The sequence below is a fragment of the Mycolicibacter heraklionensis genome (assembly GCF_019645815.1).
GTDB classification, from domain to species: Bacteria; Actinomycetota; Actinomycetes; order Mycobacteriales; family Mycobacteriaceae; genus Mycobacterium; species Mycobacterium heraklionense.
Genome location: NZ_CP080997.1, coordinates 4,269,610 through 4,295,890, shown reverse-complemented (window position 1 = coordinate 4,295,890; position 26,281 = coordinate 4,269,610). Strand labels below are relative to the sequence as shown.

General features: G+C 67.7%; 21 protein-coding genes. 10 read left to right on the top strand and 11 right to left on the bottom strand.

Annotated elements, in window-relative coordinates:
* Positions 1-2: 2 nt before the first annotated feature.
* Positions 3-407 (bottom strand): HIT family protein, encoded by a 405-nt coding sequence (locus K3U94_RS20400; protein ID WP_164518020.1) that lies wholly within the window; start codon positions 405-407, stop codon positions 3-5.
* Positions 408-519: 112 nt separating this feature from the next.
* Here K3U94_RS20400 and K3U94_RS20395 point away from each other — a divergent pair, with 112 nt between their 5' ends.
* Positions 520-1,050, top strand: coding sequence for a YceI family protein (locus tag K3U94_RS20395; protein WP_047320609.1), 531 nt, complete (start codon positions 520-522; stop codon positions 1,048-1,050).
* Between the two features lie 139 nt (positions 1,051-1,189).
* Here K3U94_RS20395 and K3U94_RS20390 read toward each other — a convergent pair whose 3' ends face one another.
* From K3U94_RS20390 to K3U94_RS20345, 10 genes are all read right to left on the bottom strand, one after another.
* The gene (locus K3U94_RS20390) at positions 1,190-2,317 is read right to left on the bottom strand and encodes an NDMA-dependent alcohol dehydrogenase (protein WP_220694848.1); all 1,128 of its coding nucleotides are present in this window, start codon (positions 2,315-2,317) and stop codon (positions 1,190-1,192) included.
* Positions 2,318-2,450: 133 nt separating this feature from the next.
* The gene (locus K3U94_RS20385) at positions 2,451-3,692 is read right to left on the bottom strand and encodes a cytochrome P450 (RefSeq protein ID WP_047320608.1); all 1,242 of its coding nucleotides are present in this window, start codon (positions 3,690-3,692) and stop codon (positions 2,451-2,453) included.
* Positions 3,693-3,769: 77 nt separating this feature from the next.
* Positions 3,770-4,510: a glucose 1-dehydrogenase gene (locus K3U94_RS20380; protein ID WP_047320607.1), complete on the bottom strand. Its 741-nt coding sequence runs from the start codon at positions 4,508-4,510 to the stop codon at positions 3,770-3,772.
* Positions 4,511-4,553: 43 nt separating this feature from the next.
* Positions 4,554-5,636, bottom strand: a complete 1,083-nt coding sequence (locus K3U94_RS20375; protein ID WP_047320534.1) for an NAD(P)H-dependent amine dehydrogenase family protein — start codon at positions 5,634-5,636, stop codon at positions 4,554-4,556.
* A gap of 26 nt (positions 5,637-5,662) precedes the next feature.
* The gene (locus K3U94_RS20370) at positions 5,663-6,208 is read right to left on the bottom strand and encodes a nuclear transport factor 2-like protein (RefSeq protein ID WP_047320533.1); all 546 of its coding nucleotides are present in this window, start codon (positions 6,206-6,208) and stop codon (positions 5,663-5,665) included.
* A 3-nt stretch (positions 6,209-6,211) separates the two neighbouring features.
* Positions 6,212-6,421 (bottom strand): ferredoxin, encoded by a 210-nt coding sequence (locus K3U94_RS20365; protein ID WP_047320532.1) that lies wholly within the window; start codon positions 6,419-6,421, stop codon positions 6,212-6,214.
* Positions 6,422-6,432: 11 nt separating this feature from the next.
* On the bottom strand, positions 6,433-7,788 hold the full coding sequence (gene cyp51, locus K3U94_RS20360) for a lanosterol 14-alpha demethylase (RefSeq protein WP_220694847.1): 1,356 nt from the start codon (positions 7,786-7,788) through the stop codon (positions 6,433-6,435).
* Entirely contained in the window at positions 7,785-8,612 is an 828-nt protein-coding gene (locus tag K3U94_RS20355) for an SDR family oxidoreductase (RefSeq protein ID WP_047320530.1), read from the bottom strand. The genes cyp51 and K3U94_RS20355 overlap by 4 nt, the downstream gene beginning before the upstream one ends.
* The gene (locus K3U94_RS20350) at positions 8,613-9,830 is read right to left on the bottom strand and encodes a cytochrome P450 (RefSeq protein WP_220694846.1); all 1,218 of its coding nucleotides are present in this window, start codon (positions 9,828-9,830) and stop codon (positions 8,613-8,615) included. It lies immediately after the preceding gene.
* A complete protein-coding gene (locus K3U94_RS20345) occupies positions 9,827-10,429 on the bottom strand; it encodes a TetR family transcriptional regulator (protein WP_047320528.1) in 603 nt (200 codons plus the stop codon). Before K3U94_RS20345 ends, K3U94_RS20350 begins: the two co-directional genes overlap by 4 nt.
* A 182-nt stretch (positions 10,430-10,611) precedes the next feature.
* On the opposite strand from K3U94_RS20345, the gene K3U94_RS20340 reads away from it, so the two are divergent.
* From K3U94_RS20340 to K3U94_RS24170, 9 genes are all read left to right on the top strand, one after another.
* Positions 10,612-12,081, top strand: a complete 1,470-nt coding sequence (locus K3U94_RS20340; RefSeq protein WP_220694845.1) for an aldehyde dehydrogenase — start codon at positions 10,612-10,614, stop codon at positions 12,079-12,081.
* 31 nt (positions 12,082-12,112) lie between these two features.
* Positions 12,113-12,865 carry an SDR family oxidoreductase gene (locus tag K3U94_RS20335; RefSeq protein ID WP_220694844.1) on the top strand — a complete coding sequence of 251 codons (753 nt, stop codon included), beginning with the start codon at positions 12,113-12,115 and terminating at the stop codon, positions 12,863-12,865.
* Complete coding sequence (locus K3U94_RS20330; protein ID WP_220694843.1) at positions 12,862-13,725, top strand: NAD(P)-dependent oxidoreductase; 864 nt, start codon at positions 12,862-12,864, stop codon at positions 13,723-13,725. Before K3U94_RS20335 ends, K3U94_RS20330 begins: the two co-directional genes overlap by 4 nt.
* 10 nt (positions 13,726-13,735) lie before the next feature.
* Positions 13,736-14,161, top strand: coding sequence for a carboxymuconolactone decarboxylase family protein (locus K3U94_RS20325; RefSeq protein WP_047320525.1), 426 nt, complete (start codon positions 13,736-13,738; stop codon positions 14,159-14,161).
* Entirely contained in the window at positions 14,158-15,033 is an 876-nt protein-coding gene (locus tag K3U94_RS20320; RefSeq protein WP_220694842.1) for an SDR family NAD(P)-dependent oxidoreductase, read from the top strand. Before K3U94_RS20325 ends, K3U94_RS20320 begins: the two co-directional genes overlap by 4 nt.
* A gap of 1,013 nt (positions 15,034-16,046) precedes the next feature.
* Positions 16,047-17,879, top strand: a complete 1,833-nt coding sequence (locus K3U94_RS24180) for a hypothetical protein (protein ID WP_220694841.1) — start codon at positions 16,047-16,049, stop codon at positions 17,877-17,879.
* Positions 17,818-20,373: a PE family protein gene (locus tag K3U94_RS24175; protein ID WP_220694840.1), complete on the top strand. Its 2,556-nt coding sequence runs from the start codon at positions 17,818-17,820 to the stop codon at positions 20,371-20,373. The genes K3U94_RS24180 and K3U94_RS24175 overlap by 62 nt, the downstream gene beginning before the upstream one ends.
* Positions 20,374-20,394: 21 nt before the next feature.
* On the top strand, positions 20,395-20,628 hold the full coding sequence (locus K3U94_RS20305) for a hypothetical protein (protein WP_220694839.1): 234 nt from the start codon (positions 20,395-20,397) through the stop codon (positions 20,626-20,628).
* Positions 20,568-26,279 (top strand): PE family protein, encoded by a 5,712-nt coding sequence (locus K3U94_RS24170; RefSeq protein WP_267878328.1) that lies wholly within the window; start codon positions 20,568-20,570, stop codon positions 26,277-26,279. Before K3U94_RS20305 ends, K3U94_RS24170 begins: the two co-directional genes overlap by 61 nt.
* The last annotated feature ends 2 nt before the right edge of the window (positions 26,280-26,281 follow it).

Genomic DNA, 26,281 nt, shown 5'->3' with positions numbered 1-26,281 from the left:
CCTCAGCCTAGTTCGGCCAGGGCGGCCTTGATCTTGGCCTGCGCCTCGTCCAGCGATTCCGCTGACGGGTTGCGATCCACACCGGCGAAGCCGAAGTCGGACAGGCTGCGGGTCGGAAAGACGTGGACATGCAGGTGCGGAACTTCCAGGCCGGCGATGATCACGCCCGCGCGCTCGGTGTCGAACGCTCGGCACACCGCTTTGCCGATCTTCTGCGTCACCGCCATCACCTGGGCGAAGACGGCGCCGTCGATGTCCTGCCACTGGTCGATCTCGGCGCGGGGCACCACCAGCGTGTGGCCCTGGGTCATCGGCTCGATGGTCAAGAAGGCGACGACGTCGTCGTCCTCGTAGACGAACCGACCCGGCAGCTCCCGGTTGATGATTTTGGTGAACACGGTGGTCATGGGGTTCAGCATATGCGCCGAGTGCCAGATTAAACGGGCGCTGCTGCGTATTATCGAGGACGAGCTGATACCCATCGTGCGGGCTTGCTACGCCGGAGGCGGAGGAGATGAGATGTCATCTGTCGCAACATTTCTCAGCAGTCCTAAGGCAGTCGGAACCTGGAATCTGGATCCTGGGCAGTCCAGCATCCGATTCGAGAACGGGACCATGTGGGGCGCGCTGAAAGTTCGGGGCGCGTTCACCGAATTCACCGGCAGCGGCGAGATCAAGGACGACAAGACGGTGTCCGGCAGGGTCGATATCAAGGCCGCCTCGATCAACACCGGCTTGGGCACCCGTGACCACGACCTGCGCCGATCGAACTTCTTCAACACCGACCATTACCCCGACATCACCGTCGTGGTCAGCGGTGGGGAGCCGGCCGGCGGCGATGTCGCCCGGCTGGACGCCGAACTGACCGTCAAGGGCATCACCGGACCGTTGCCGCTGAAGGTCGAGGTGTCACCACTCGACGACGGCGGTGTACGACTGACCACCGAGACCACCGTCACCCGTAAACAGTTCGCTGTGGAAGGGAACTTTCTGGGCATGGTCGGCAACAAGACCAAGCTCAAGGCCAGTCTGGTGTTCCGGCCCGCCTAATCTTTCGTTGACTCTGCGCTGAGGGCGGGTGCTTCTCGCACTTCTTCGCCCTCAGCGCAGAGCCAACTGGTACGCGGCTCCGCCGCGCTAGCGGTCCGCTGTGCTGTAACGCGGACCCGCTTCGCCCGGCTCCGCCGCGCTAGCGATCCGCGTCGGTGTAGCGGATGATGCCGCGAATGTTCTTGCCGTCCAGCATGTCCTGGTAGCCCTCGTTGATCTGCTCCAGCTTGTACTGGCGGGTGACCATGTCGTCCAGGTTCAGCTTGCCGACCTTGTACATCGACAGCAGCTGCGGGATGTCGTACTGCGGGTTTCCGCCGCCGAAGATGGTGCCCTGCAGGTTCTTCTGCAGCAACGTCAGCATCGCCAGGTTGAGCGTGACCTGGTTCTCCAGCATGGACCCCATCGCGGTGAGCACGCAGGTGCCGCCCTTGGCGGTCAAGATCATGTAGTTGTCGACGTCGGCGCCGTGCACCTCGCCGACGGTGACGATCACCTTGCGGGCCATCAGGCCGGCGGTGACCTCCATCATGCCGCCCATCGCGGCGAAGATGTCCGGGTAGACGTGGGTGGCGCCGAACTTCAGCGCCTGGTCGCGCTTCCAGTCCACTGGGTCGATGACGAAGATGTTGCGGGCGCCGGCGTTGACCGCGCCCTGCAATGCCGACATACCCACCCCGCCGACACCGACGATCGCGACGTCTTCACCCGGGCGGATGTCGGCGCTGCGGACAGCCGATCCGTAGCCGGTGGTGACACCGCAGCCGACCAAGCACGCCACCTCGAACGGAATCGACGGGTCGATCTTCACCACCGAGGACTTGTGCACCACCATCCACGGCGAGAAAGTGCCGAGCAGTGTCATCGGGTAGACGCCTTGGCCGCGCGCGGTGACGCGGAAGGTGCCGTCGCTGACGGCCACCCCGTTGAGCAGGCCGGCGCCCAGGTCGCACAGGTTACGCAGTCCGGACTGACAGGTCGGACAGCTGCCGCAGGACGGGATGAAGGACAGCACCACGTGGTCGCCGGGGGCGATGTTCTCTACCCCGGGGCCGACTTCGGTGACGATGCCGGCGCCCTCGTGCCCGCCGAGGACCGGGAAGCCGGCCATGGGGATGCTGCCGGTCATCAGGTGGTGGTCGGAGTGGCACATGCCCGCCGCCTCCATCTGAATCTTGACCTCGTCTTTCTGGGGGTCACCGATCTCGATCTCCTCGACCGACCACGGTTTGTTGAACTCCCAGAGCAACGCACCCTTTGTCTTCACCGCAAACCTGCTTTCCTCTTGAATTTCCGGACGTCCGGCAGTCCCCTGCTCGGAGCCTATAGCCCGCTACCGGGCGGCGGGAAGGTTCTTTCGAACCCCCGCGCCCACACCGCCTGGCCGCGCCGCCGACGGCTCAGCCGTGGTAGGCGACCTGCAGATCCTTGACACCGTTGATCCAGCCGGACCGCAGTCGTTGCGGTTCGGCCAGCTTCGCGATATCCGGGAGCTGGTTGGCGATTTCGTCGAAAATCAGCCGGATCTCCATCCGGGCCAAGTTGGCGCCGATGCAGTAGTGGGTGCCCTGCCCGCCGAACGCCAGGTGCGGGTTGGGGTCGCGCAGGATGTCGAAACTGAACGGCCGGTCGAAGACCTCTTCGTCGTAGTTGGCCGAGCTGTAGAACAACCCGACCCGCTGCCCTTTGCCGATGGCCACCCCGCCGATCTCGGTGTCGACCTTGGCGGTGCGCTGGAAGCAGTGCACCGGGGTTGCCCAGCGCACGATCTCGTCGACAGCGGTCTCGGGCCGCTGCCGCTTGTAGAGCTCCCACTGATCGGGGTTCTCCGCGAACGCGTTGATGCCGTGCGTCATGGCGTTGCGGGTGGTCTCGTTGCCCGCCACCGCCAGCAGGATGACGAAGAACGCGAACTCGGTTTCGCCGAGCGATTCGCCGTCGATGTCAGCCTGGACGAGGCGGGTGACGATGTCGTCGGCCGGGCAGCGCCGCCGCTGCTCGGCCATGGTGTAGGCATAGCCCATCAACTCGGCGTTGGCCATCGCCGGATCGGAGTCGAAATCCGGGTCATCGGTGTTCATGATCGAGTTGGTCCAGTGAAACAGCTTCTCCCGATCGGCCTCGGGAACCCCGAGCAGGTCGGCGATCGCCAGCAGCGGTAGTCGCATCGCGATGTCGTCGACGAAATTGCCGCTGTCCTTCTCGGCCGCCGCGGCGACGATCTCGCGGGCCGACTGGGCCAGTTTCTCCTCCAGCGCAGCGACGGACCGCGGCGTGAACAGCCGCGACACCAACTTGCGCAGCCGAGTGTGCTCGGGCGGGTCGTGGTTGATCAACAACGCTTTGGTCAAGTCCAACTGGTCGGCGGTGATGCCGTCGGGCAGCCGCATGACCGCACCCTTGGCATTGGTCGACCACACGTCGTTGTCGCGTGAGATCTCTTTGATGTGTTGGTGTTTGCTGATGACCCAGTAGCCGCCGTCGTCAAAGATGTTGCTGTGCGACGGCTGTTCGTTCCACCAGACCGGTGCCGTCTTGCGCAGCTCGGCGAACTCGGTGATCGGCATGCCGTGCAGCAGGACATCCGGGTCGGTGAAGTCGAAACCTGAACCGAACGGACAAGCTGATTGCGTTGATGTCAAGACGAACACCTTTGGTTGTCGCTGGAACACGAACCTCGCTCGGACATACACATGATGGCTAGGTGTATGACCAGGTGTCAACCGGTCTTGTGCGGAACATCGGTGACCAGACCGCCGTCCATGACGAACTCCGAGCCCGTGGCGTAGGAGGACTCGTCACTGGCCAAAAACACCACAAAGGTGGCGACTTCCTCGGATGTGCCGGGCCGGCCCAGCGGGATCGTCACCATGTCCTCGGGTAGATGCTCGGTCATCGGGGTACGGATGAAACCGGGGTGCAGCGAGTTGACCCGAATGTTGTGGCGCGCCAGTTCGAGAGCGGCGGATTTCGTCAGTCCGCGCACCGCCCATTTCGAGGCCACGTAGGGGTGCACCATCGGGGCCCCGCGCAGACCCTCGATCGATGACACATTGATGATGGACCCGCCGCCGGCGGCGATCATCGAATCGATGGAGGCCCGCATTCCCAGGAATGTGCCGTTGAGGTTCACGTCGATGACGTTGTGCCACTGGTCCAGATCGAACTTGCGCAGCGGCCCCAGCGCGACGGTCCCGGCATTGTTGACCAATACGTTCAGCTTCCCGAACGTCTCAACCGCGGTTGTCACCGCGGCAGTCCACTGCTCCGGGTCCCGGACGTCGAGATGCACATACCGCGCGGCGTCACCGAGTTCCGCCGCGAGCGCTGCGCCTTCGGTGTCCAGCACGTCGCCGATGACGACTTTGGCGCCCTCGCCGACCAACATCCGGGCGTCCGCCGCGCCCATGCCGCGTGCGCCCCCGCTGATCAGAGCTACCTTTCCGTCTACACGCCCCATCCGCATTCCGCCTTTCAGTCCAATGGTGGTTGTCTTCGGTGCCTCAGTCGCCGGTTCCCGCGATGACGGCAGGCGCGCCGACCAACGGCAGATCGAGGGTCGTGACGATGCCCGCCGGTGCTGCGACCACGGCAGGAATCGCGTTGACGACACGGCCCACACCAACGGCGATCGCGGCGTAGTTGTGATCACCGTGCCGGCTGGTCGGGCAGATATCGACGGCGTAGGACGGTTCGCCGGTGATCTCCAGCCGATAGGAGCCACCCGGCTGTGCCGGCTGCGCCCAGTCCGGCCGCAGGTCGCTGCGCAGCCGGGTGACGTGCTCGACCACGATCAGCGGCTTGCCGTCGACGATGCCGTTGATCTCGAATTTGAGTGCGGCGACACCGCCCTGGGGGATATGTCCGGCGGCGATATCGAAGGCCTCCGGGGCGGGTTCGCGTTCGCTGGCGTCGGTGATGGCATCCAACGTCACCCCCAGGCCGGCGGCCAGCTCGCGGATCGTCGCACCCCACGCGATGCTCAAGATGCCGGGCTGCAACAGCATCGGCACCTCGTCGAGGGAATTACCGAAGCCCATCACGTCGAACATGACCTCGGCCCCGTCGTAGGTCGCGTAGTCGGCGATCTCCAGGCAGCGGATCTGCTCGATGCGCTCGCAGGTGCTGGCGAATGCCAGCGGCACCAGATCAGTCACGAAGCCGGGATCGACACCGTTGACATAGACCGTCGAATTACCCTGTCGGGCCGCGTCTTCGATAGGCGCGATGAACTTGTCCGGGATGACGCCCCAGGGATATTGCAACACGCCCGGGGCGGTCCCAATAACGTTGATGCCGGCGGCCAACAGTCGGCAGACGTCCTTGAGCGCGTTGGGCAGCCGGGTGTCGCCCATCGCGCAGTAGACCGCGGCCTCGGGCAAGGCGGCGATGATCGCCTCGAAGTCGTCGGTGGCGGCGATGCCGGTGTGGACGTCGAGACCGGCGAGCTCGCCGGCATCTTGGCCCACCTTGGCTGCTGTCGAGACCCACACGCCGGTGAGCTCATAGGCGGGATTGGTGATCAGCCCGCGCAGGGCGATGCGCCCGGCATTGCCGGTGCCGATCAGGGCGACGCGTATGGCCACGAGTTCTCCTGGAAGTGAGTTGTGTTCTACCAGAGGGGAACCGGAGACTTGCCCAGCGGGTAGTAGCCGGGGAGCTTCTCGCCGGCCAGGCTGCGCTCGATGCGCTTCTGCATTCCGCTGGAGAGCTTGCCGGCGGTCATCAGATCCAGGTAGAGCTTCTGGACGTGACCGAAGTCGAAGAAGTCACGCTGCCACTCGATCTTGGCCTCGGCGTTCAGTCGAAACCAGCTGCCGCCGATGCCGTAGATCTCCGACTGGGCACCGTCGGCGTCGGTCGCGACCTGCTTCCAGAAGCCGACGATCTCCCCCTGCTTGTCGTCGATGAGCACCTTTTGGTACGGGTACTGCCAGTTGTCCAGCCCCTCCATCTCCAGTCCCAGGGCGATGTCGCGGATCTCGTCGATCCCGACGCACATGACGTCCTCTTTGGGGCCGATATTCCAGCCGTAGGTGGCGTCGTCGGCGTAGAAGTCAGCCAGTGGCCGCCAGTCGCCGGCCGCTTCGGCGTCGCGATTGGCCTGCAGCCAGCGCTCGACCCATTCTTCGAGTTGTTCGCGGGGAAAAGAGGGCATGGTTCAATCCTGTTTCTCTTCGATGGACAGAGCTCGGGTCGGGCAGGACCGCACCGCCAACTCGATCTGGCGGCGGTCGGAGTCGGGCGGCTCGGAGTCGAGGATCTCGACCTTGCCGTGCTTGGGCACCTGGAAGTAATCGGGTGCCTCCAGCTCACACATGGCGTGGCCCTGGCACAGGTCCAGGTCCACCTTCACCCTGTAGCTACCCATTTGCCGATTCCCTACTTGCTGCGTCGGCGGTAGCGGACTTTGGCCGGCCGGGCCAGCTGCACGACCATCTTGGAGTGGTCGTTGCGGTAGGTCTCGGGTGGCTGGGCCATCTCGAATTCGTACTCGCGCAGCAGAACCGAGAAGATCGCCTTGATCTGCATGGTGGCGAACGCCGCCCCCACGCAGCGGTGCCGGCCGGCGCCGAACGGGATCCACGTCCAGCGGTGGATGACGTCTTCCTCGCGCGGCTCGTTGTAGCGCTCCGGCACGAAGGCGTTCGGCTCAGGGAAGTCTTCCGGGATCCGGTTGGAGACCGCCGGTGAGGCCGCCACCATGTCGCCCTTGTGGATCGGGTAGCCGCAGACCTCGAACTCGTCCTGGGCCACCCGCATCAGGACGATCAGCGGCGGGTGCAGTCGCAGCGTCTCCTTGAGTACGTTCTCCAGATTCGGGATCTGGCGCAGCGCATGGAAACTCACCTCGGCGCCGTCGGCATAGAGCTCGTCGAGCTCCTTGATTACCGCGGCCTGGGCGTCCGGATGGCGCAACAGCTCGATCAGCGTCCATGCGGAAGTCCCCGAGCTGGTGTGATGTCCGGCGAACATCAGCGAGATGATCATCCCGGTGATCTCGTCCGCGGAGAACCGCGGGTTGCCGTTCTCGTCGGGGATCGTCACCATCACGTCGATCATGTCCCGGCGCCGCTTGTCGGTCTCCGGGTTGGCGATTCGGCCGTTCATGATGCCCTGCACCAGTTCGACCAGCTTGACGCGGGCCTCGTCGCGGCGGCGGAAGCTCTCGATCGGCAGGTACGGATCCACGTAGCACAGGGGATCGGTGCCGTTCTCCAGATCGTAGTAGGCCGCGGCGAACCGGCCGTCCAGCTCGTCGCGGAACTTCTTGCCGATCAGGCAGGCCGTCGAGGTATAGATGGTCAGCTCGGCGAAGAACTCCAACAGGTCGATCTCGCCCTCATCGCCCCAGCCTGCGATCATCTGCCGCACCTCGTGCTCGATGGTGCTGGCGTGCCGTTTCATGTGCTCGCCGCGAAGGGCGGTGTTGTGCAACATCTCCGCACGCCGTTCCGGCGACGCATCGAACACCACGCCGTTGCCGAAGATCGGGGTCATGAACGGGTAGGCCGCGGCCTGATCGAGGTCGTCGTCGGAGGATCGGAAGAAGAACTCGTTGGCTTCGGCGCCGGTCAGCAGCACCACCTTGCGGCCGGCAAGGTCGAACCAGCCGACGTCGCCGCACTCGTCGCGCACGCGCTGCATCAACGCGATCGGGTCGGTGCGGAACTCCTCGAGGTGGCCGTGCTCGGCCTCGCCCCCGGAGACCCGGGGAACCTCAGTCGTGACGCTCATGACGGCATTCCTTCCTCACCCAATTGCAGGTGTTGGCGATCGGAGGCGGTGTCGCGCAGCGGGGCCTCGGGCTGCACCTCCATGTCGACGATGTGTGCGCCGCGCGGAGTCTCGGCGACGAACGCGATGGCGCGAGCCAGGTCTTGCGGACGAAGAAAGTAGCTGTGCCGAGCCTGACCCCATTTGGCCCAGTCCTCCAGCATCGGCCCCACCTGCTCGGCCGACAGCTTCCAGCCCATCTCGGTCAGGGTCGGACCGGGGTGGACGATGGAGGCGCGTACCCCGGTGCCTTCCAACTCCATTCGCAGGTTGCGCACCATCGCGACCAGCGCGGCTTTGGCCGCGCCGTAGGCGCCCATATGCGGGCGCTGCTGCAACGCCACATCGGAGCCGACGAAGATCACGTCCCCGCGCTGGCGGGCGACCATGTCCGGCAGCACCGCGGTGGCCAGCCGGTTGGCGCCGATCAGATGGACCTGGATCTGATCGTTGAACGCCTCGGTGGGCAGCTCGTGAATGCGTCCGGGGTTCATGTCGCCAGCACCGGAGACCAGCAACTCGATCTCGCCCAGCGCGTCGATACTCTGCGCCACAAAGGATTTGACGGAGTCGGCGTCGGTCACGTCCAGGCTGAATGCCACCGCTTCGCCGCCGTTGTCGCGGATCTTGCTGACCAGGTCGGTGAGCCGGTCGGTGCGCCGCGCGCCCAGCGCGACCGGGAATCCGCGGCGCGCCAACTCTTCTGCGGTGGCGGCGCCGATACCCGAGGACGCGCCCGCCACGATGGCGGGCCGCCGGGCCGGTGATGGGTCAAAACGTGGCATTTATGCCTCCTTGACGGTGATCGGGAGGTTGGCGAAGCCGCGCACGTTGGATGAATGCACCCGCACGGCATTGGCCTCGTCGACCTGGTAGTCGCTGATCCGGCTGAACAGTTCGTCGAGCGCCACCCGGGCCTCCATCCGGGCCAGGTGCGCGCCGAGGCAGAAGTGGGCGCCGCTGCCGAAACTGAGTAGCTTGGAGCCGATGTCGCGTCCGATCTGGAACGCGTCGGGGTCATCGAAGACCCGCTCGTCGCGGTTTCCGGAACCGGGCAGCAGCAGTACCACCGAGTCGGCCGGGATGGTGGTGCCATGCAGGGTGTAGTCCTGCGCGACGGTGCGCGCCAGGATCTGGCTGGGGGTGTCGTAGCGCAGTGTCTCCTCGACCCACAGCGGGATCCTGGAGCGGTCGGCGTACAGCGGCGCCAGCTGGTCGCGGTTGCGGTGGCCCCAGTAGATGGAACTGCCCAACAGCTTGGTGGTGGTTTCGTTGCCGGCAATCACCATCAGGAACAAGAAAGCCAGAATCTCCTGGTCGCCGAGCCGGTCCCCGTCGACCTCGGTCTCCAGCAGCGCCGAGGTCAGATTGTCGGCCGGGTTCTTCTTGAAGCCGGCGATCATCTCGTTGTAGTAGGTCATCAGGTCCATCGACGCCTGAATCGCCGACTGTGGGACATCTGTCACGCCGTCCTCGCGGTGCAGCACCCCGTCGGCCAGCTCCCGGATCCGCGCCCGGTCGGCCTCCGGCACGCCCATCAGCTCGGAGATGACGTCCATCGGCAGCTTGCCGGCGAAGTCGTTGATGAAGTCGAACGAGCAGGTGCCGTCGGCGCCGGGCTGGATCGCGTTGTCCAGGTGCTGGCGCGCCAGCCGCACCACCTGCGGTTCGAGCTCGCGGATCCGGCGCGGGGTGAAGCCCTTGGACACCAGGGTGCGAAGCCGCAGATGCTGTGGGTCATCCATGGCCAGGAACGACATCACCAGCTGGGCATGCGGGCCGCGGGAGACCGGGTCCAGGGACACCCCGTCCCGGTTGGACAGCGCTTCGCTGTTGCGGAACCCGTGCAGCACATCCTGGTGGCGCGAGATCGCCCAGAAGTTGAGCTCTTCGTTGTGATAGACCGGGGCCTCGTCGCGTAGCCGCCGGTAATACGGGAACGGGTCCTCGTGGAAGTCGTAGTCGTACGGGTTGAGGACCGGTGGGGCCGTCTGCAGGCTCATCGCGATGCTCCTGATTCGAGGATCAGGCTGACCACGTAGGCCAGCCGATCGGTGATCTGGTGGTAGGTGAAGGCGCCGCTGCCGGCGTTGACCAGAGCGCCGAAGAAGGTCATCTCCAGGGCGGAGACCTTCTCCGGCTCCGCGTCCGGGCCGAACGCCGAGGTGATGCGGCGGTGGATCTCCGCGCCGATCCGATCGCGCACCGCGCGGACCGCTGGGTCGCTGTTGCCGCTGAGCAGCGCCGCCGTGCAGGCCGCGGCGACCTCAGGTTCGTCGGCGACCACCAGTGCAAGGTGCCGTAGTGCCTGGTTGACCCGACTCGGCATCGGCTCGTTGACGTCGGTGAAGTACGGGACCTGGCGCACCAGGTCCAGGTACACCTCGGCGATCAGATGGTTCTTGGACGAGAAGTAGGTGTAGGCGGTGGCCGGGGCGACCTTGGCGCGCGCGGCGACCGCGCGGACGGTCAAGTCTGCGTAGGACGTTTCCCGCAGCATCTCGACGCCGGCACGCAGCACCTTGCGGAAGGTCTCCTCCTGGCGCCGGTTGCGTGGGGCCGGATCAGTCACTGTGACTGCCGCCACCGATTCGCTGGACACGTGTCCAACGTAGCTGAAGGTGGATTTGTTAGGCAAGTCCCCAGGGAAACAAGGGTTTCAGGCTGGGAGGGTTGCGGGGGCGCCGACTGTGGGTCTAGGGTTCGAGCCGGTGATAACGGACAAGTGTCCATTTTCGCAGTGTTTCTTCACGGGGGACTGCGACCAAGCTCTGGGAGTGACTGATGGCGTTACTGGCCGACGGCGTGAGCCGGCTGCTTATCGACGGCAAGCTGACCTCGGGCGGAGCCGGCGGCTTCGCCACCGTCAACCCGGCCACCGAAGAGGTGCTCGGTGAGGCGGCCAATGCCGACACCGCCGACATGGATCGCGCCATCGGCGCGGCGCGGCGGGCCTTCGATGAGACCGGCTGGTCGACCAACACCGAACTGCGGGTGCGCTGCGTACGTCAGCTGCGTGACGCGATGCGCGAGCATGTCGAGGAGCTTCGCGATCTGACCATCGCCGACGTGGGCGCGCCCCGGATGCTGACCGCCGGGGCGCAGTTGGAAGGGCCGATCAACGACCTCAGTTTCGCCGCGGACACCGCCGAAAACTACGAGTGGACACAGGATCTCGGCCTTGCCTCGCCAATGGGCATTCCCACTCGGCGCTCGGTGGTGCGGGAGGCGGTGGGCGTCGTGGGCGCCATCACCCCGTGGAACTTTCCGCACCAGATCAACCTGGCCAAGCTAGGCCCGGCGCTGGCCGCCGGCAACACCGTCGTGCTCAAGCCCGCACCCGACACCCCATGGGTCGCCGCGGTGCTCGGCGAGCTGATCGCCGAACACACCGACATTCCACCGGGCGTGGTCAACATCGTCACCTCGACCGACCATGCGCTGGGCGCCATGCTGGCTAAAGACCCTCGGGTGGACTTGGTTTCGTTCACCGGCTCGACCGCCACCGGCCGCAGCGTGATGGCGGACGCCGCCGCCACCATCAAGAAGGTGTTCCTGGAGCTGGGGGGCAAGTCCGCCTTCCTGGTGCTCGACGACGCCGACCTGGCCGCGGCCTGCTCGGTCGCCGGGTTCTCGGTCTGCCTGCACGCCGGGCAGGGCTGCGCGATCACCACCCGGCTGGTGGTGCCGCGAGCCCGCTACGACGAGGCGGTCGCCATCGCCGCGGGCACCATGGGCTCGATCAAGCCCGGCGACCCGTCCAAGCCCGGCACCATCTGCGGCCCGGTGATCTCGGCGCGCCAGCGCGACCGGGTACAGAGCTACCTGGATCTGGCGATCACCGAGGGCGGCGAGTTCGCGTGCGGTGGTGGTCGCCCGGCTGACCAGCCCGCCGGTTTCTTCATCGAACCCACGGTGATCTCCGGGCTGACCAATGAGGCGCGGGTGGCCCGCGAGGAGATCTTCGGGCCCGTGCTCACCGTGATCCCGCATGACGGCGACGACGACGCGGTGCGCATCGCCAACGACTCGCCCTACGGGCTGTCCGGCACCGTCTACGGCGCCGACCCCGAGCGGGCAGCGGGGGTCGCGGCGCGGCTGCGGGCCGGCACCGTCAACGTCAACGGCGGAGTCTGGTACTCCGCGGATATGCCGTTCGGCGGGTACAAGCAGTCCGGCAACGGCCGCGAGATGGGCATCGCCGGGTTCGAGGAGTACCTGGAAATCAAAGCCATTGCGACAGCAGCCAACTGAGGACAATCACCGGATCAAGGAGAACAAACAGATGGGTCAATTCGACGACAAGGTGGCTATCGTCACCGGCTCCGGTGGCGGGATCGGGCAGGCCTACGCCCAGGCTCTGGCCGCCGACGGCGCCGCGGTGGTGGTCGCTGACATCAACATCGATGGCGCCAAGACCGTCGCCGACCAGATCGTCGCTGACGGCGGCAAGGCGATCGCGGTGCCGGTCGACGTCTCAGACCTCGAGTCGGCGCAGGCCATGGCGGATGCGGCCGTCGCCGAGTTCGGCGGAATCGACTACCTGGTCAACAACGCCGCGATCTTCGGTGGGATGAAGCTCGACGGCCTGCTGACCGTGCCATGGGACTACTACGAGAAGTTCATGCGAGTGAATCTCGACGGCGCACTGATCTGCACCCGGGCGGTTTACGAGCACATGACCAAGCGCGGTGGTGGCGCGATCGTCAACCAATCCTCCACCGCGGCATGGGTGTACTCAAATTTCTACGGTCTGGCCAAGGTCGGGGTCAATGGTCTGACCCAGCAGCTCTCCCGCGAACTGGGCTGGCGCAACATCCGGATCAATGCGATCGCGCCCGGGCCGATCGACACCGAGGCCAACCGGACCACCACCCCGCAGGCCATCGTGAAGCAGATGGTGCAGCAGCTGCCGTTGGCCCGGATGGGCACGCCGGAAGATCTCGTCCCGATGTGTCTGTTCCTGCTGTCAGACCAGGCGTCGTGGATCACCGGCCAGATCTTCAACGTCGACGGCGGACAGATCATCCGCTCATGAGCACGTCCGAGGAAGCTCCCCGCCTGGGCTACATCGGTCTGGGAAACATGGGTGCGCCGATGGCCAAGCGTTTGGTCGACTGGCCTGGCGGCGTAACGATTTTCGACCTGCGGACCGAGGCGATGACGCCACTGGCTGAGGCCGGGGCCGGTGTCGCCGGCAGCGTTGCCGAGGTCGGCGCGAACACCGACATCATCAGCATCACGGTGCTCGACGACGCCCAGGTCCGCCAGGTGGTCGCCGAACTGGTGCCGACGGCGAAGCCGGGCACCGTCATCGCGATCCACTCGACGATCGCCGATACCACGGCCGCTGAGCTGGCCGAGGAACTCAAGCGCCACGGCATTCACGTCGTCGACGCACCGGTCAGCGGTGGTGCCGGGGCGGCCGAGAAGGGCCAACTGGCAACCATGGTCGGCGCCGATCGCGCCGTCTACGAGCAGATCAAGCCGGCATTCAAGCAGTGGGCATCATTGGTGATCCACGCCGGGGAACCTGGCGCCGGAACGCGAATGAAGTTGGCGCGCAACATGTTGACGTTCACCGCCTACGCAGCGGCCGGCGAAGCCATGAAGTTGGCCGAGGCGGCCGGACTCGACTTGCAGGCGCTGGGCCGGGTGGTGCGTCACACCGATGCGCTCACCGGTGGTCCCGGCGCGATCATGCTGCTGGACTCGACCACACCCCTGGCGCCCGACCACTTCCTGTACAACGCCTTCACCCACACGCGCGGACTTGGGGAGAAAGACCTCAGCCTGGCACTGGGATTGGGCCAGGCTACCGGTGTCGACCTTCCGCTTGCCCGGGTTGCGCTGGCCGAACTCGCCGCCGGCCTGGGCGTTCCGCACTCCAAGGACTAGGAGAGATCTGATGGACGAACTGCGCCGTACCGGGCTGGCCAAGATGAACGAGGTCTATGCCTGGGAGATGCCCGACATGCCGGGTGAGTACTTCGCGCTGACCGCCGATCACTTGTTCGGCCGAATCTGGAGCCGCCCGGGGCTTTCCATGCGCGACAAGCGCCTGATGACGCTGACGGTGGTGACCGCGGTGGGGGAGAAGGACCTGGCCGAGATCCAGGTCAACGCCGCGCTGCACAACGGCGAGCTTACCGAGGACGAGCTGCGCGAGATGGCCATCTTCATCACCCACTACGTCGGTTTCCCGCGCGGATCAGGGCTGAATGCCGTGGTGGAAAAGGTAATAGCCAAGCGGAACAAGGCCGCCGCCGAGGGTAAGTCGGAGGACAAGAAGGCCAACGTGGCGGCCGTGCTGGATAAGCAGAAGGGCGAGTGACCGACACCTTGCTCGCCCGGCGGGCAGCCGTCGTGGTCGGCGGCAGCCGGGGCATCGGCCGAGCGGTGGCTGAATTGCTGGCGGCGTCCGGAGCCGGGGTGGTGGTGAATGGCCGGGACCCGGATGCGGTGGACGACACCGTCGGGGTGATCACCGGCTCGGGTGGGCGGGCGATCGGTCTGGCCGGCGCCGCCCATGTCGAGGCGACCGCCGTGGCGCTGGTCCAGGCCTGCCGGGACGAGTACGGCAGCGTCGATGTGCTGATCAACTGCGCCGGCGTCGCCGAGCCGCCCGGCTCCTCGATCCTGTCGGTCTCCACCGAGCAATTCCAGAACCTGCTCGACGCACATTTGGGCACGGCTTTTCAGACGTGCCGGGCGGCCGCCCCGATCATGGCCGAGCAACGCCGCGGCTCGATCGTCAACAGCGGTTCGGTGGCATTCCTGGGCGATTACGGCGGTACCGGTTATCCCGCCGGCAAGGGCGCGATTAATGGCCTGACCGTGGCGGTGGCCGCCGAGCTCGCGCCCTACGGGGTGCGGGCGAACGTCGTCTGTCCCGGCGCGAAGACACGGTTGTCCACCGGCGATGAGTATGAGAAACACATCCGTGACCTGAACGCCAGGGGCCTGTTGGATGAGGTCAGCATGCGGGCGTCGCTGGACCCGGCCCCCGCCGATTACGTCGCCCCGCTGTACGCCTACCTGGCCAGTGACTTGTCTGTCGGGGTGAGCGGGTCGGTGTTCCTGGCTTCGGGAGGCTTCCTGGGCCGTTTCGAGCGGCCGGTCCCCGCGGTGCTGGGGTATCGCGATCACCAGCGCTTTTCGCCGTGGTCTCTCGACGAGCTGCACGCGATGGTGACGAACCGCTGACACGACGGGACGTGGGCGATGGCCTTCCCGACGTCGTGGCGCAGACACCTTAGGGGCTTTGGCGGGCTTTCGCATCAAGGGGCACGCGATCGGCCTGCCCTCGAGCCGTCTTCGACCCACCTACGTCGGGGCGGGGCCCATCGGACCTGAGAGTCGTGTGTGGGCGGCGCCTGGGCGTGCTAGTCGGCTATCTGGTCGGCGGGGCAGCGACCGGCCGAAACGTCACCTTTTGGCTGGAGCGCCGCCTGAAACCCGTGGTGGCTGAGATGACAGAGAAGTGGAAAAAAGTCGCGAACCACTTACCGGGTGTGGCGGCCGGTGTCTACCCCATTACGCTTCCGTCGAAGGATTGACTACCTGCGTGCCCGGCACCTCTTAGGGCAAATCGATGATTCCGTTAGTAAACCTATGATAAACCTCACTTTTGCGGTCTATTGTGATGGACTTCATTCGCCAAGTGAACGCGACCTGGTCTTTTAGGGCTATTTCGGTCATGTTTTTTCCACGGCAGGACACTTCTCTCCCGTTTCGAGTGGCGGGCTCCAGTACTCGTCGGTAACTTCCGTCTTCGCGGAATCTTTCCGCATCCTCAGGTAGAGGACACGCCATCCGGGAGCAGGTACGACGTGACTCGTCAGCGCAACAGCAAGGGCAATGGTCGATCGCAGGGCCAGCACGTGTGCGGTGACGCTGTTCGTTCGCCTCGTGGTCGGCGTGTGGTGGGGGCGTCGAGTGTTGTGGCGGCGTTTTTGGGGTTTGGGGTGGGGTCGGTGCCGGTGGCGTCGGCGGATGGTTTTGATTTGTTGGATCCGGTGTTTTGGTCGGAGTTGTCGGATCCGGGTTCGGCGTTGTGGGTGGGGTGGGCGGAGCCGGGTGCGGCTGATGGTGGGTTCATTGTTGATGCGTTTGAGCAGTTCGATGTGGCGGTGGCGTCGTTCTATCACGAGGATCTGTATCTGCCGCTGTATGACCTGACGCAGGATTTTATTGCTGGTAATCAGCAGTTTTTGGACTTGATCAACCAGCCGTTTGTGGACTTGTTCGGTCGGGAGTTGATCGGTAACGGTGTTGATGGGTTCACCGGGTCCAATGACTCGTTGTTCGGGTCGTTGGGGTGGTTCGGCAATCTGGGTGATGGCGGGTTTTTGTTTGGTGATGGTGGTGTCGGTGCTGCGGGGGTGGCCGGGATCGCTGGTGGTGCCGGTGGTGTGGGTGGCGCTGCGGGCATGTTCGGCAATGGCGGCGCCGGTGGTGTGGGTGTTGAGGGTGGTGATGGTGGCGCTGGTGGTGTGGGTGGTTGGTTGTTCGGTGATGGTGGCGCCGGTGGTGCGGGTGGGGCCTCGGTTGATGCGTTGCTGGCCGGCGGTAATGGTGGTGCCGGTGGTGATGTGGTCAGCCTGTTGGGGTTCGGTGGTGCGGGGGGTGCTGGGGGTGCGGGCGCGGTCGGTGCGGCGGGTGTAGCGGGTGTTGATGGGGTGGTGGGGGCGCTCAATGGCACCGCTGGTGGTGATGGGCTGGTCGGTGGCTTGGGTGGCAATGGTGGTGCTGGTGGCGCGGCCGGGTGGGTGCTGGGTATCGGTGGTGTGGGTGGCGCTGGTGGTGTGGGTGGCACCGGTGGCGCCGGTGGTGGCGGTGGCGCGGGTGGGGTGAGTCTGGATGATCTGGGCGGCAATGGTGGTGCCGGTGGGGTGGGTGGCGATGGTGGTGCGGGTGGTCGTGGTGGTGTCGGGGGTGTGGGTGGGCATTTCGGTGCTGCCGGTGATGGTGGTGTGGGGGGTAATGCGGGTCTGGCTGGTGATGGTGGCGCTGGGGGTCTGGGTGGTGATGGCCTCCTGGGTGGTGGTGATGGTGGTGATGGCGGCGCGGGCGGGCAGATCGGCACTGTTGTCGGTCTCGGTGGTGCTGCGGGTGAGAAGTTCATGTCGTGGTTGTGGGGCAATGCGGGGCGCCCGGGTGCTGATGGGCAGGTCCCGTCGGGGATCAGTGGCAATGGTGGGGTCGGGGGTGCTGGTGGTAACGGCACCGGCGTGTTGGCTAATGGTGATGGCGCTTCTGGTGGTGCGGGTGGTGTCGGGGGTGATGGTGGTGCGCACGGCAACGGCGCTACCGGTGGTCTCGGCGGTAATGGTTTCGCCGGCCTGACCGGCGCGGATGCCACCACCGCGGGGGGTTCCGGGGTTTCGGGCGGCAACGGTGGGGCCGGTGGCGCGGGTGGTGCGGGTGGCTCCGGTGGTGCGGTGGTCGGTAACGCTGGCTCCGGTGGTGCTGGTGGTAAGGGCGCTGCGGGTGGTGCTGGCGGTGCGGGTGCTGAGGGCGCGGCGGGCTCGTTCGCTGATGGTGGTGATGGCAACGGTGGGGCCGGTGGGGACGCCGGCAATGGTGGCGCCGGGGGTGCCGGTGGTGCCGGCGGTGCGGCCGGTAGCGCCAGCAATGGCGCGGCCGGTGCTGCCGGTGGTGGTGGTGCGGCCGGGGATGGTGGTAATGCCGGTGCTGCGGGTGCTGGTGGTGCGGGTGCCGCGGGTACGGCGGAGCATCCGGATGCCGGTGCTGGTGGTGTTGGTGGCAACGGTGGGGACTTCGGTGCCGGCGGTGCTGGCGGCGCTAATGGTGATGGCAGCACCACGGTCGCTGATGGCCTGGACGGGTCGGGCAGCGCCGGGGGTAATGGTGGTGTGGGTGGGGATGGGTTCTTGGGCACCAATGGTGTCGCGGGCAGTGTTAATGGCACCGGTGGTGGCCAGGGCGGGGCTGGTGGTGATGGTGGCGCCGGCGGTTTGCAGGCTGATGGTTCGTCCGCCGCGCAGGGTGTTGGTGGTGCTGGTGGTGATGGTGGCGCCGGGCGGTAACGGCTTCAACGGGTTCAACGGGGCGGTGCCGGGTGGGGATGGCACCAACGCCGGTGATGGTGGTGCTGGTGGTCACGGCGGTGTGGGTGGGCACGGTTCGGTTGACGGCGCCCACGGCATCGGTGGTTTGGGCGGTAACGGCGGCAATGGTGGTAACGGCGCTGATGGTGGTGACGGCGCGAACGGCGATGGCCAGCATGCGGGCGGGTATGCCGGCCAGGACGGCGGCCATGGGGGCAATGCGGGTAAGGGGGGTGCCGGCGGTGACAGTGGTGGCGGCACCACCTCGGCCAGCGGTAGCGATGGTGTGGCCGGGGTCGGCGGTAACGGTGGCCGCGGCGGCACCGGATTGGATGGGGTCAACGGCACCGCGCAGAATCCTGATGGCACCGCCGGTGGGGCGGGTGGGGCCGGGGGTAACGGCGGTCAGGGTGGTCTGGAGGCCGACGGCACCACGGCGGCCACGACCGGCAATGGTGGTGCCGGTGGCTTGGGTGGCCGTGGTGGTAACGGCCTTAACGGTGCTAATGGGGATGAGCCGGGCTCGGCGGGCACCCGCGGTGGCAATGGTGGCGCCGGCGGCGCCGGCGGTGTCGGGGGGACCGGCACGGTCGAGGGTGCGCACGGTGCCGGTGGGGTCGGTGGTAACGCCGGCAATGGTGGCAACGGTGCCGCCGGCGCTAATGGCGCCGACGGCACTGCCCAGCACACCGCCGGTTATGCCGGTCAAGACGGCGGCGCCGGCGGTAACGCCGGTGTCGGGGGTGCTGGTGGGGACAGTGGTGGCGGTGCCACCGCCGCGGACGGTAGTGACGGGATCGCCGGGAAGGGCGGTGCCGGTGGCCTGGGTGGTACCGGTCTGGATGGGGTCAACGGTGACGCGCAGAACCCGGATGGGACTGCCGGTGGGGCGGGTGGCGCCGGGGGTAACGGTGGCGCTGGTGGCCTGGAGGCCGATGGCAGCACGCAGGCCACGGACGGTGCTGGTGGTGCTGGTGGTGCGGGTGGCCGTGGGGGTAGTGGCTTCAACGGTGCTAATGGGGCGACCCCGGGGGCTGATGGCACCCGGGGGGGCAATGGTGGCGCCGGGGGCGCCGGTGGGGTTGGGGGCACCGGTAGCTCTACTGGTGCGCATGGGACTGGGGGTGTGGGGGTAACGCTTAACAATGGTGGTGCCGGCGCTGATGGCGCGGACGGCGCGAACGGCACGGCCCAGCACACCGGCGGGTATGCTTACCAGGACGGCGGCAAGGGCGGCAACGCCGGCATCGGGGGTGCTGGGGGTGACAGTGGTGGCGGCACCACCGCCGCGAACGGTAGTGACGGCACCGCCGGCAAGGGCGGTAACGGTGGTGTGGGTGGCACCGGCCTGGACGGCGCCAACGGCACCCTCCAGAATCCCGACGGCACCGCCGGCGGTGCCGGTGGTGTCGGCGGTAATGGTGGCGCTGGGGGTGTGAACACCGACGGCTCGCACGCCACCACCGGCAATGGTGGTGCCGGTGGCCAGGGCGGCCGCGGTGGTAACGGCATCAACGGCAGCAATGGTGATGCGCCCGGCGCCGACGGCACCCGTGGTGGCAATGGTGGCACTGGTGGGGCCGGCGGGGTCGGGGGTAGCGGCACCCAGGCCGGTGCGCACGGCGCCGGGGGGGTCGGGGGTAACGCCGGCAACGGTGGTGCCGGCGCGGACGGCGCCAACGGCGCCAACGGTGATGCGACCCACCAGGCCGGTTACGCCGGTCAAGACGGTGGTGCTGGGGGCAACGCCGGTAAGGGCGGCGCCGGGGGTGACAGTGGGGGCGGCACCACCGCCGCCGGCGGCACCTCCGGCATCGCCGGACAAGGCGGCAACGGTGGTATCGGTGGCACCGGCCTCGACGGCACCAACGGCACCGCCGCCAGCATCAACGGCACCGCAGGCGCAGCCGGCGGCGCCGGCGGCAACGGCGGCAAAGGCGGCGTGCAGGCTGACGGCACCTCCCAGGCGACCGACGGCAATGGTGGCGCCGGTGGTGCTGGTGCTGGTTCCAATGGTGGTGACGGGACTGCGGGTTCGCTCAACGGTGGTGCGGGTGACCGGGGCGAGGACGGCACGGATGGCTCGCGTGGTGGCAATGGTGGTGCCGGTGGTGCTGGGGGTGTGGCGGGTACCGGTGCTCACAATGGTGTTGCTGGTGTTGGTGGCGTGGGTGGTAACGCGGGCAGTGGTGGCAACGGTGGCGATGGTGGTGCCGGTGGCAGCGGTGGTAGTGGTTTTGCGCAGTCCGGTGCGGGCTTGGCTGGTGGCGATGGTGGCGCTGGTGGTGCCGGTGGCGATGGTGGTGCCGGTGGTTTGGCGGGCGTTGCGGGTGCTGGTGGTGTCGGTGGTGATGGCACGCGGGCTGCTGATGGGGCTGCGGGCAGCGATGGTGTGCAGGGCCTCGGTGGTGTGGGTGGTAACGCGGCAATGGTGCCGATGGCACTGATGGGGCGGCGGGTCGTGATGGCCTGAGCAACGGCAACCCGTCGGTTGATGGGGAGGCCGGTCAGGCCGGTGGTGCTGGGGGTAACGCCGGTGCCGGTGGTGCTGGGGGCTCCGGGCGTGGGGGCCAGGCCGCTTCGGGTGTCGATGGCACTGCGGGTGTGGGTGGCAATGGTGGTGCCGGTGGTCGGGGTGCTGATGGTGTCGATGGCGTTGCCGGTGCGGTGGATGGCACCGCGGGTGGCAATGGTGGTGCCGGTGGCAATGGTGGCCAGGGTGGTCTGAGCGCCGACGGGGTGACCCGGGTTGCTGATGGTGATGGCGGCAATGGTGGTGTCGGTGGTGCGGGTGGTCACGGCGCCAACGGTGGTGCCGGTTCCCAGGGTGGGGCTGGTTCCAATGGTGGTGACGGGACTGCGGGTTCGCTCAACGGTGGTGCGGGTGACCGGGGCGAGGACGGCACGGATGGCTCGCGTGGTGGCAATGGTGGTGCCGGTGGTGCTGGGGGTGTGGCGGGTACCGGTGCTCACAATGGTGTTGCTGGTGTTGGTGGCGTGGGTGGTAACGCGGGCAGTGGTGGCAACGGTGGCGATGGTGGTGCCGGTGGCAGCGGTGGTAGTGGTTTTGAGCAGTCCGGTGCGGGCTTGGCTGGTGGCGATGGTGGCGCTGGTGGTGCCGGTGGCGATGGTGGTGCCGGTGGTTTGGCGGGCGTTGCGGGTGCTGGTGGTGTCGGTGGTGATGGCACGCGGGCTGCTGATGGGGCTGCGGGCAGCGATGGTGTGCAGGGCCTCGGTGGTGTGGGTGGTAACGCCGGCAATGGTGCCGATGGCACTGATGGGGCGGCGGGTCGTGATGGCCTGAGCAACGGCAACCCGTCGGTTGATGGGGAGGCCGGTCAGGCCGGTGGTGCTGGGGGTAACGCCGGTGCCGGTGGTGCTGGGGGCTCCGGGCGTGGGGGCCAGGCCGCTTCGGGTGTCGATGGCACTGCGGGTGTGGGTGGCAATGGTGGTGCCGGTGGTCGGGGTGCTGATGGTGTCGATGGCGTTGCCGGTGCGGTGGATGGCACCGCGGGTGGCAATGGTGGTGCCGGTGGCAATGGTGGCCAGGGTGGTCTGAGCGCCGACGGGGTGACCCGGGTTGCTGATGGTGATGGCGGCAATGGTGGTGTCGGTGGTGCGGGTGGTCACGGCGCCAACGGTGGTGCCGGTTCCCAGGGTGGGGCTGGTTCCAATGGTGGTGACGGGACTGCGGGTTCGCTCAACGGTGGTGCGGGTGACCGGGGCGAGGACGGCACGGATGGCTCGCGTGGTGGCAATGGTGGTGCCGGTGGTGCTGGGGGTGTGGCGGGTACCGGTGCTCACAATGGTGTTGCTGGTGTTGGTGGCGTGGGTGGTAACGCGGGCAGTGGTGGCAACGGTGGCGATGGTGGTGCCGGTGGCAGCGGTGGTAGTGGTTTTGAGCAGTCCGGTGCGGGCTTGGCTGGTGGCGATGGTGGCGCTGGTGGTGCCGGTGGCGATGGTGGTGCCGGTGGTTTGGCGGGCGTTGCGGGTGCTGGTGGTGTCGGTGGTGATGGCACGCGGGCTGCTGATGGGGCTGCGGGCAGCGATGGTGTGCAGGGCCTCGGTGGTGTGGGTGGTAACGCCGGCAATGGTGCCGATGGCACTGATGGGGCGGCGGGTCGTGATGGCCTGAGCAACGGCAACCCGTCGGTTGATGGGGAGGCCGGTCAGGCCGGTGGTGCTGGGGGTAACGCCGGTGCCGGTGGTGCTGGGGGCTCCGGGCGTGGGGGCCAGGCCGCTTCGGGTGTCGATGGCACTGCGGGTGTGGGTGGCAATGGTGGTGCCGGTGGTCGGGGTGCTGATGGTGTCGATGGCGTTGCCGGTGCGGTGGATGGCACCGCGGGTGGCAATGGTGGTGCCGGTGGCAATGGTGGCCAGGGTGGTCTGAGCGCCGACGGTTCCGCGCATGCTGCGTCGGGGGCGGGTGCTGACGGTGGTGCTGGTGGTCAGGGCGGCAACGGTGTTGATGGTGCGGCCGGCTCGTTTGTGACCGGTGATGGCAATGGTGGCGCCGGTGGTAGCGGTGGCTCCGGTGGTAACGGTGGCGCTGCCGGTACGGGGTCGACCAATGGTGTTGTGGGTGCTGCGGGCTCGGGGGGCAATGCCGGTAACGGTGGTGTTGGTGCTGCCGGTGATGCGGGCAGTGCCGGTGTCGCGGGTGTGAACAACGGTGCCGGTGGCGCCGGGCATGACGGTGGTAACGGCGGCAACGCCGGTATCGGCGGTAAGGCCGGCACCGGTACCGGCGCGGCCACTGACGGCACCAACGGTTCGGCGGGTGTCGGTGGTGCCGGCGGTAAGGGCGGTGACGGTGCCGCGGGTGTCAACGGTGTCAACGCCGGTGACAGTGGTACCTCCGGGGGTAACGGTGGCAAGGGCGGCAATGGTGGCCAGGGTGGTCTGAGCGCCGACGGTTCCACGCATGCTGCCTCGGGTGCGGGTGCTGATGGTGGTGCTGGTGGTAAGGGCGGCAACGGTGTTGATGGTGCGGCCGGCTCGTTTGTGACCGGTGATGGCAATGGTGGCGCCGGTGGTAGCGGTGGCTCCGGTGGTAACGGTGGCGCTGCCGGTACGGGGTCGACCAATGGCGTTGTGGGTGCTGCGGGCTCGGGTGGCAATGCCGGTAACGGTGGTGTTGGTGCTGCCGGTGATGCGGGTACGACCGGTGTCGCGGGTGTGAACAACGGTGCCGGTGGCGCCGGGCATGACGGTGGTAACGGCGGTAACGCCGGTATCGGCGGTAAGGCCGGCACCGGTACCGGCGCGGCCACCGACGGCACCAACGGTTCGGCGGGTGTCGGTGGTGCCGGCGGTAAGGGCGGTGACGGTGCTGCGGGTGTCAACGGTGTCAACGCCGGTGACAGTGGTACCTCCGGTGGTAACGGTGGCAAGGGCGGCAATGGTGGCCTGGGTGGTCTGCAGGCCGACGGTTCCACGCATGCTGCCTCGGGTGCGGGTGCTGATGGTGGTGCCGGTGGTAAGGGCGGCAACGGTGTTGATGGTGCGGCCGGCTCGTTTGTGACCGGTGACGGCAACGGCGGCGCCGGTGGTAGCGGTGGCTCCGGTGGTAACGGTGGCGCTGCCGGTACGGGGTCGACCACGGGTGTTGTGGGTGCTGCGGGCTCGGGTGGCAATGCCGGCAACGGTGGTGTTGGTGCTGCCGGTGATGCGGGCAGTGCCGGTGTCGCGGGTGTGAACAACGGTGCCGGTGGCGCGGGGCATGACGGTGGTAACGGCGGCAACGCCGGTATCGGCGGTAAGGCCGGCACCGGTACCGGCGCAGCCACCGACGGCACGAATGGCACCGCGGGTGTCGGTGGTGCTGGCGGTAAGGGCGGTGACGGTGCCGCGGGTGTCAACGGTGTCAACGCCGGTGACAGCGGTACCTCCGGTGGTAACGGCGGCCAGGGCGGCAATGGTGGCCTGGGTGGTCTGACCGCGGACGGGGTGACCCGGGCCGCTACCGGTGCGGGTGCTGATGGTGGTGCTGGTGGTCAGGGCGGCAACGGTGTTGACGGTGCGGCCGGCTCGTTTGTGACCGGTGATGGCAATGGTGGCGCCGGTGGCAATGGTGGCTCCGGTGGTAACGGTGGCGCTGCCGGTACGGGGTCGACCAATGGTGTTGTGGGTGCTGCGGGTTCGGGTGGCAATGCCGGTAACGGTGGTGTTGGTGCTGCCGGTGATGCGGGTACGGCTGGTGTCGCGGGTGTGAACAACGGTGCCGGTGGCGCCGGGCATGACGGTGGTAACGGCGGTAACGCCGGTATCGGCGGTAAGGCCGGCACCGGTACCGGCGCGGCCACCGACGGCACCAACGGTTCGGCGGGTGTCGGTGGTGCCGGCGGTAAGGGCGGTGACGGTGCTGCGGGCACCGATGCCAGCAGCTCGGCCAACCCCAACGGTGGCACCGGTGGTAACGGTGGCAAGGGCGGCAGCGGCGGTGTCGGTGGTTTGCAGGCCGACGGTGCTACGCGAGCTGCTGATGGTCAGGGTGCTGATGGTGGCGCCGGTGGTCGGGGTGGTAATGGCTTCACCCAGGCGGCGGGCAGCTCGGCCAACGGTGGCAACGGTGGCCAGGGTGGCGTCGGTGGTGCCGGTGGTGACCGGGGCGCGGTGGCGGCCAGTGGCGGCGCCGGTGGCCAGGGCGGCAACGCCGGCAACGGCGGCAGCGGTACCGATGGCAGCACCGGTACGAACGCCACGACTGCCGGGGCTACCGGCGGCAAGGGTGGTGATGGAACCAACGGCGGCAATGGCGGCAACGGCGGCAAGGGCGGTGCGGGCGGGGCCAGTGGCACCGCCAGTAACGGCACGGCCAACCACCACGGTGTTGGTGGTGTCGGCGGGAACGCCGGCAGCGGCGGCAACGCCGGTAACGGTGGCGCCGGTGGCAACGGTCTCGGTGGCGGTACCGGCGCGGCCGCGGGCAGTGGTGGCGTCGGTGGTACCGGTGGTAACCGGGGCGCTGCGGGCACCGCGGGTGCCGGTGGCGACAGCGGTGGTGGGCAGTCGGCCGCCAGTGGCCAGGCGGGTGTGGCCGGTACTGCCGGTGGCAATGGTGGTAAGGGCGGTGCCGGTGGTGACGGCACCACGCTGGCCAGTGGCGTCGGCCAAAACGGTGGTGCCGGCGGTAAGGGCGGCAGCGCTGGCTCGATCGGTGATGGCGGCGACGGCGGTGACGGCGGCAAGGGCGGAACGGGTGCCAACGGCACCAGCCCCGGGGGCACTCCGGGGGGCACCAACGCCACGGCCGGTAAGGCCGGTGGTAACGGCGGCGCCGGTGGTGTCGGCGGTAACGCGACCTTCGGCGACGCTGGCGACGGCGGTAACGGTGGCGTCGGTGGCACCGGCGGCAACGGCGGTCAGGCCGGCTTTGAGGACCACCAGCTTCCCGGCGCGGACGCCACTCAGAACTCCGGCGCCCTGCACGCGGCCGCGGCCGGTAACGGTGCCAACGGCGGTAACGGTGGCGCTGGCGGCGCCGGTGGCACGACCGCTGGTGGCGGCAGCAACGGCACCCTCGGCAACGGTGGTGACGGTGGCAAGGGCGGCAACGGCGGCGACGCCTTCAACCCGCTGCTGGGCAGCACCGGCAATGGTGGCGCCAAGTTCATCGACCCGAACGGCAATGGCCAGGGAGCGGCCGGTACCGGTGGTAACGGCGGGACCGGTGGCACCGGGTATCACGCCGGCGCTGGTGGTGCCGGTGGCAACGGTGGTAACGGCAACACCGGCGCTGGCGCTGACGGTGGCAAGGGCGGCAACGGTGGTGTCGGCGGCGCGGCGACTGCGATCGCCAGCGGCGGTGACGGCGTGGGCGGCAAGGGTGGCAACGGTGGCGATGGCGGTGCCGCGGGCACCATCGTCTGGGGTGACCCGAGCAAGAGCACGTCCACCAACAACGGCAACATCTCCGGGCCGACCGGTCGCGGAACGGGCGCAGTCGGTGCTGCCGGGGCCAGGGCCACGGTCGGCGGTGCAGGTGGTGTCGGCGGTGCGGGTGGTTCCGGCGGCGCCACCGGAATCGGCGGCGATGGCGGCACGGGCGGCAACGGTGGCGGCGCGAACCAGCCGACCATCTCCAGCAGCGCCTACCCGACACCTAACGGTGGTGCCGGCACCACGGAGGGTAAGGCCACGGCCGGTGCCGGTGGCGCCGGTGGTGCCGGCGGCAACGGCGGGGGTGGCGGAGGCCAGGGCGGTTCTGGCGGTTCCGGCGGCAACTCGACGGCCACTACCAACGCCGGCGGCAAGGGTGGTGCCGGCGGTGCCGGCGGCGGCAAGAGTTCCACCGGCAGCGGCGGGGGCGCCAGCGGCACCAGCGGTTCGTCCGCCAGCGGCAACACCGGCGGCAAGGGCGGTACCGGAGGCGGCTAAGG

What these genes read in the sequence shown, in the direction of transcription:
- K3U94_RS20400 (WP_164518020.1), bottom strand. Translation starts at nt 407, where the DNA reads ATGACCACCGTGTTCACCAAAATCATCAACCGGGAGCTGCCGGGTCGG.
- K3U94_RS20395 (WP_047320609.1), top strand. Translation starts at nt 520, where the DNA reads ATGTCATCTGTCGCAACATTTCTCAGCAGTCCTAAGGCAGTCGGAACC.
- K3U94_RS20380 (WP_047320607.1), bottom strand. Translation starts at nt 4,510, where the DNA reads ATGGGGCGTGTAGACGGAAAGGTAGCTCTGATCAGCGGGGGCGCACGC.
- K3U94_RS20370 (WP_047320533.1), bottom strand. Translation starts at nt 6,208, where the DNA reads ATGCCCTCTTTTCCCCGCGAACAACTCGAAGAATGGGTCGAGCGCTGG.
- K3U94_RS20365 (WP_047320532.1), bottom strand. Translation starts at nt 6,421, where the DNA reads ATGGGTAGCTACAGGGTGAAGGTGGACCTGGACCTGTGCCAGGGCCAC.
- cyp51 (WP_220694847.1), bottom strand. Translation starts at nt 7,788, where the DNA reads ATGAGCGTCACGACTGAGGTTCCCCGGGTCTCCGGGGGCGAGGCCGAG.
- K3U94_RS20355 (WP_047320530.1), bottom strand. Translation starts at nt 8,612, where the DNA reads ATGCCACGTTTTGACCCATCACCGGCCCGGCGGCCCGCCATCGTGGCG.
- K3U94_RS20350 (WP_220694846.1), bottom strand. Translation starts at nt 9,830, where the DNA reads ATGAGCCTGCAGACGGCCCCACCGGTCCTCAACCCGTACGACTACGAC.
- K3U94_RS20340 (WP_220694845.1), top strand. Translation starts at nt 10,612, where the DNA reads ATGGCGTTACTGGCCGACGGCGTGAGCCGGCTGCTTATCGACGGCAAG.
- K3U94_RS20335 (WP_220694844.1), top strand. Translation starts at nt 12,113, where the DNA reads ATGGGTCAATTCGACGACAAGGTGGCTATCGTCACCGGCTCCGGTGGC.
- K3U94_RS20330 (WP_220694843.1), top strand. Translation starts at nt 12,862, where the DNA reads ATGAGCACGTCCGAGGAAGCTCCCCGCCTGGGCTACATCGGTCTGGGA.
- K3U94_RS20325 (WP_047320525.1), top strand. Translation starts at nt 13,736, where the DNA reads ATGGACGAACTGCGCCGTACCGGGCTGGCCAAGATGAACGAGGTCTAT.
- K3U94_RS24175 (WP_220694840.1), top strand. Translation starts at nt 17,818, where the DNA reads ATGGTTCGTCCGCCGCGCAGGGTGTTGGTGGTGCTGGTGGTGATGGTG.
- K3U94_RS20305 (WP_220694839.1), top strand. Translation starts at nt 20,395, where the DNA reads ATGGGGAGGCCGGTCAGGCCGGTGGTGCTGGGGGTAACGCCGGTGCCG.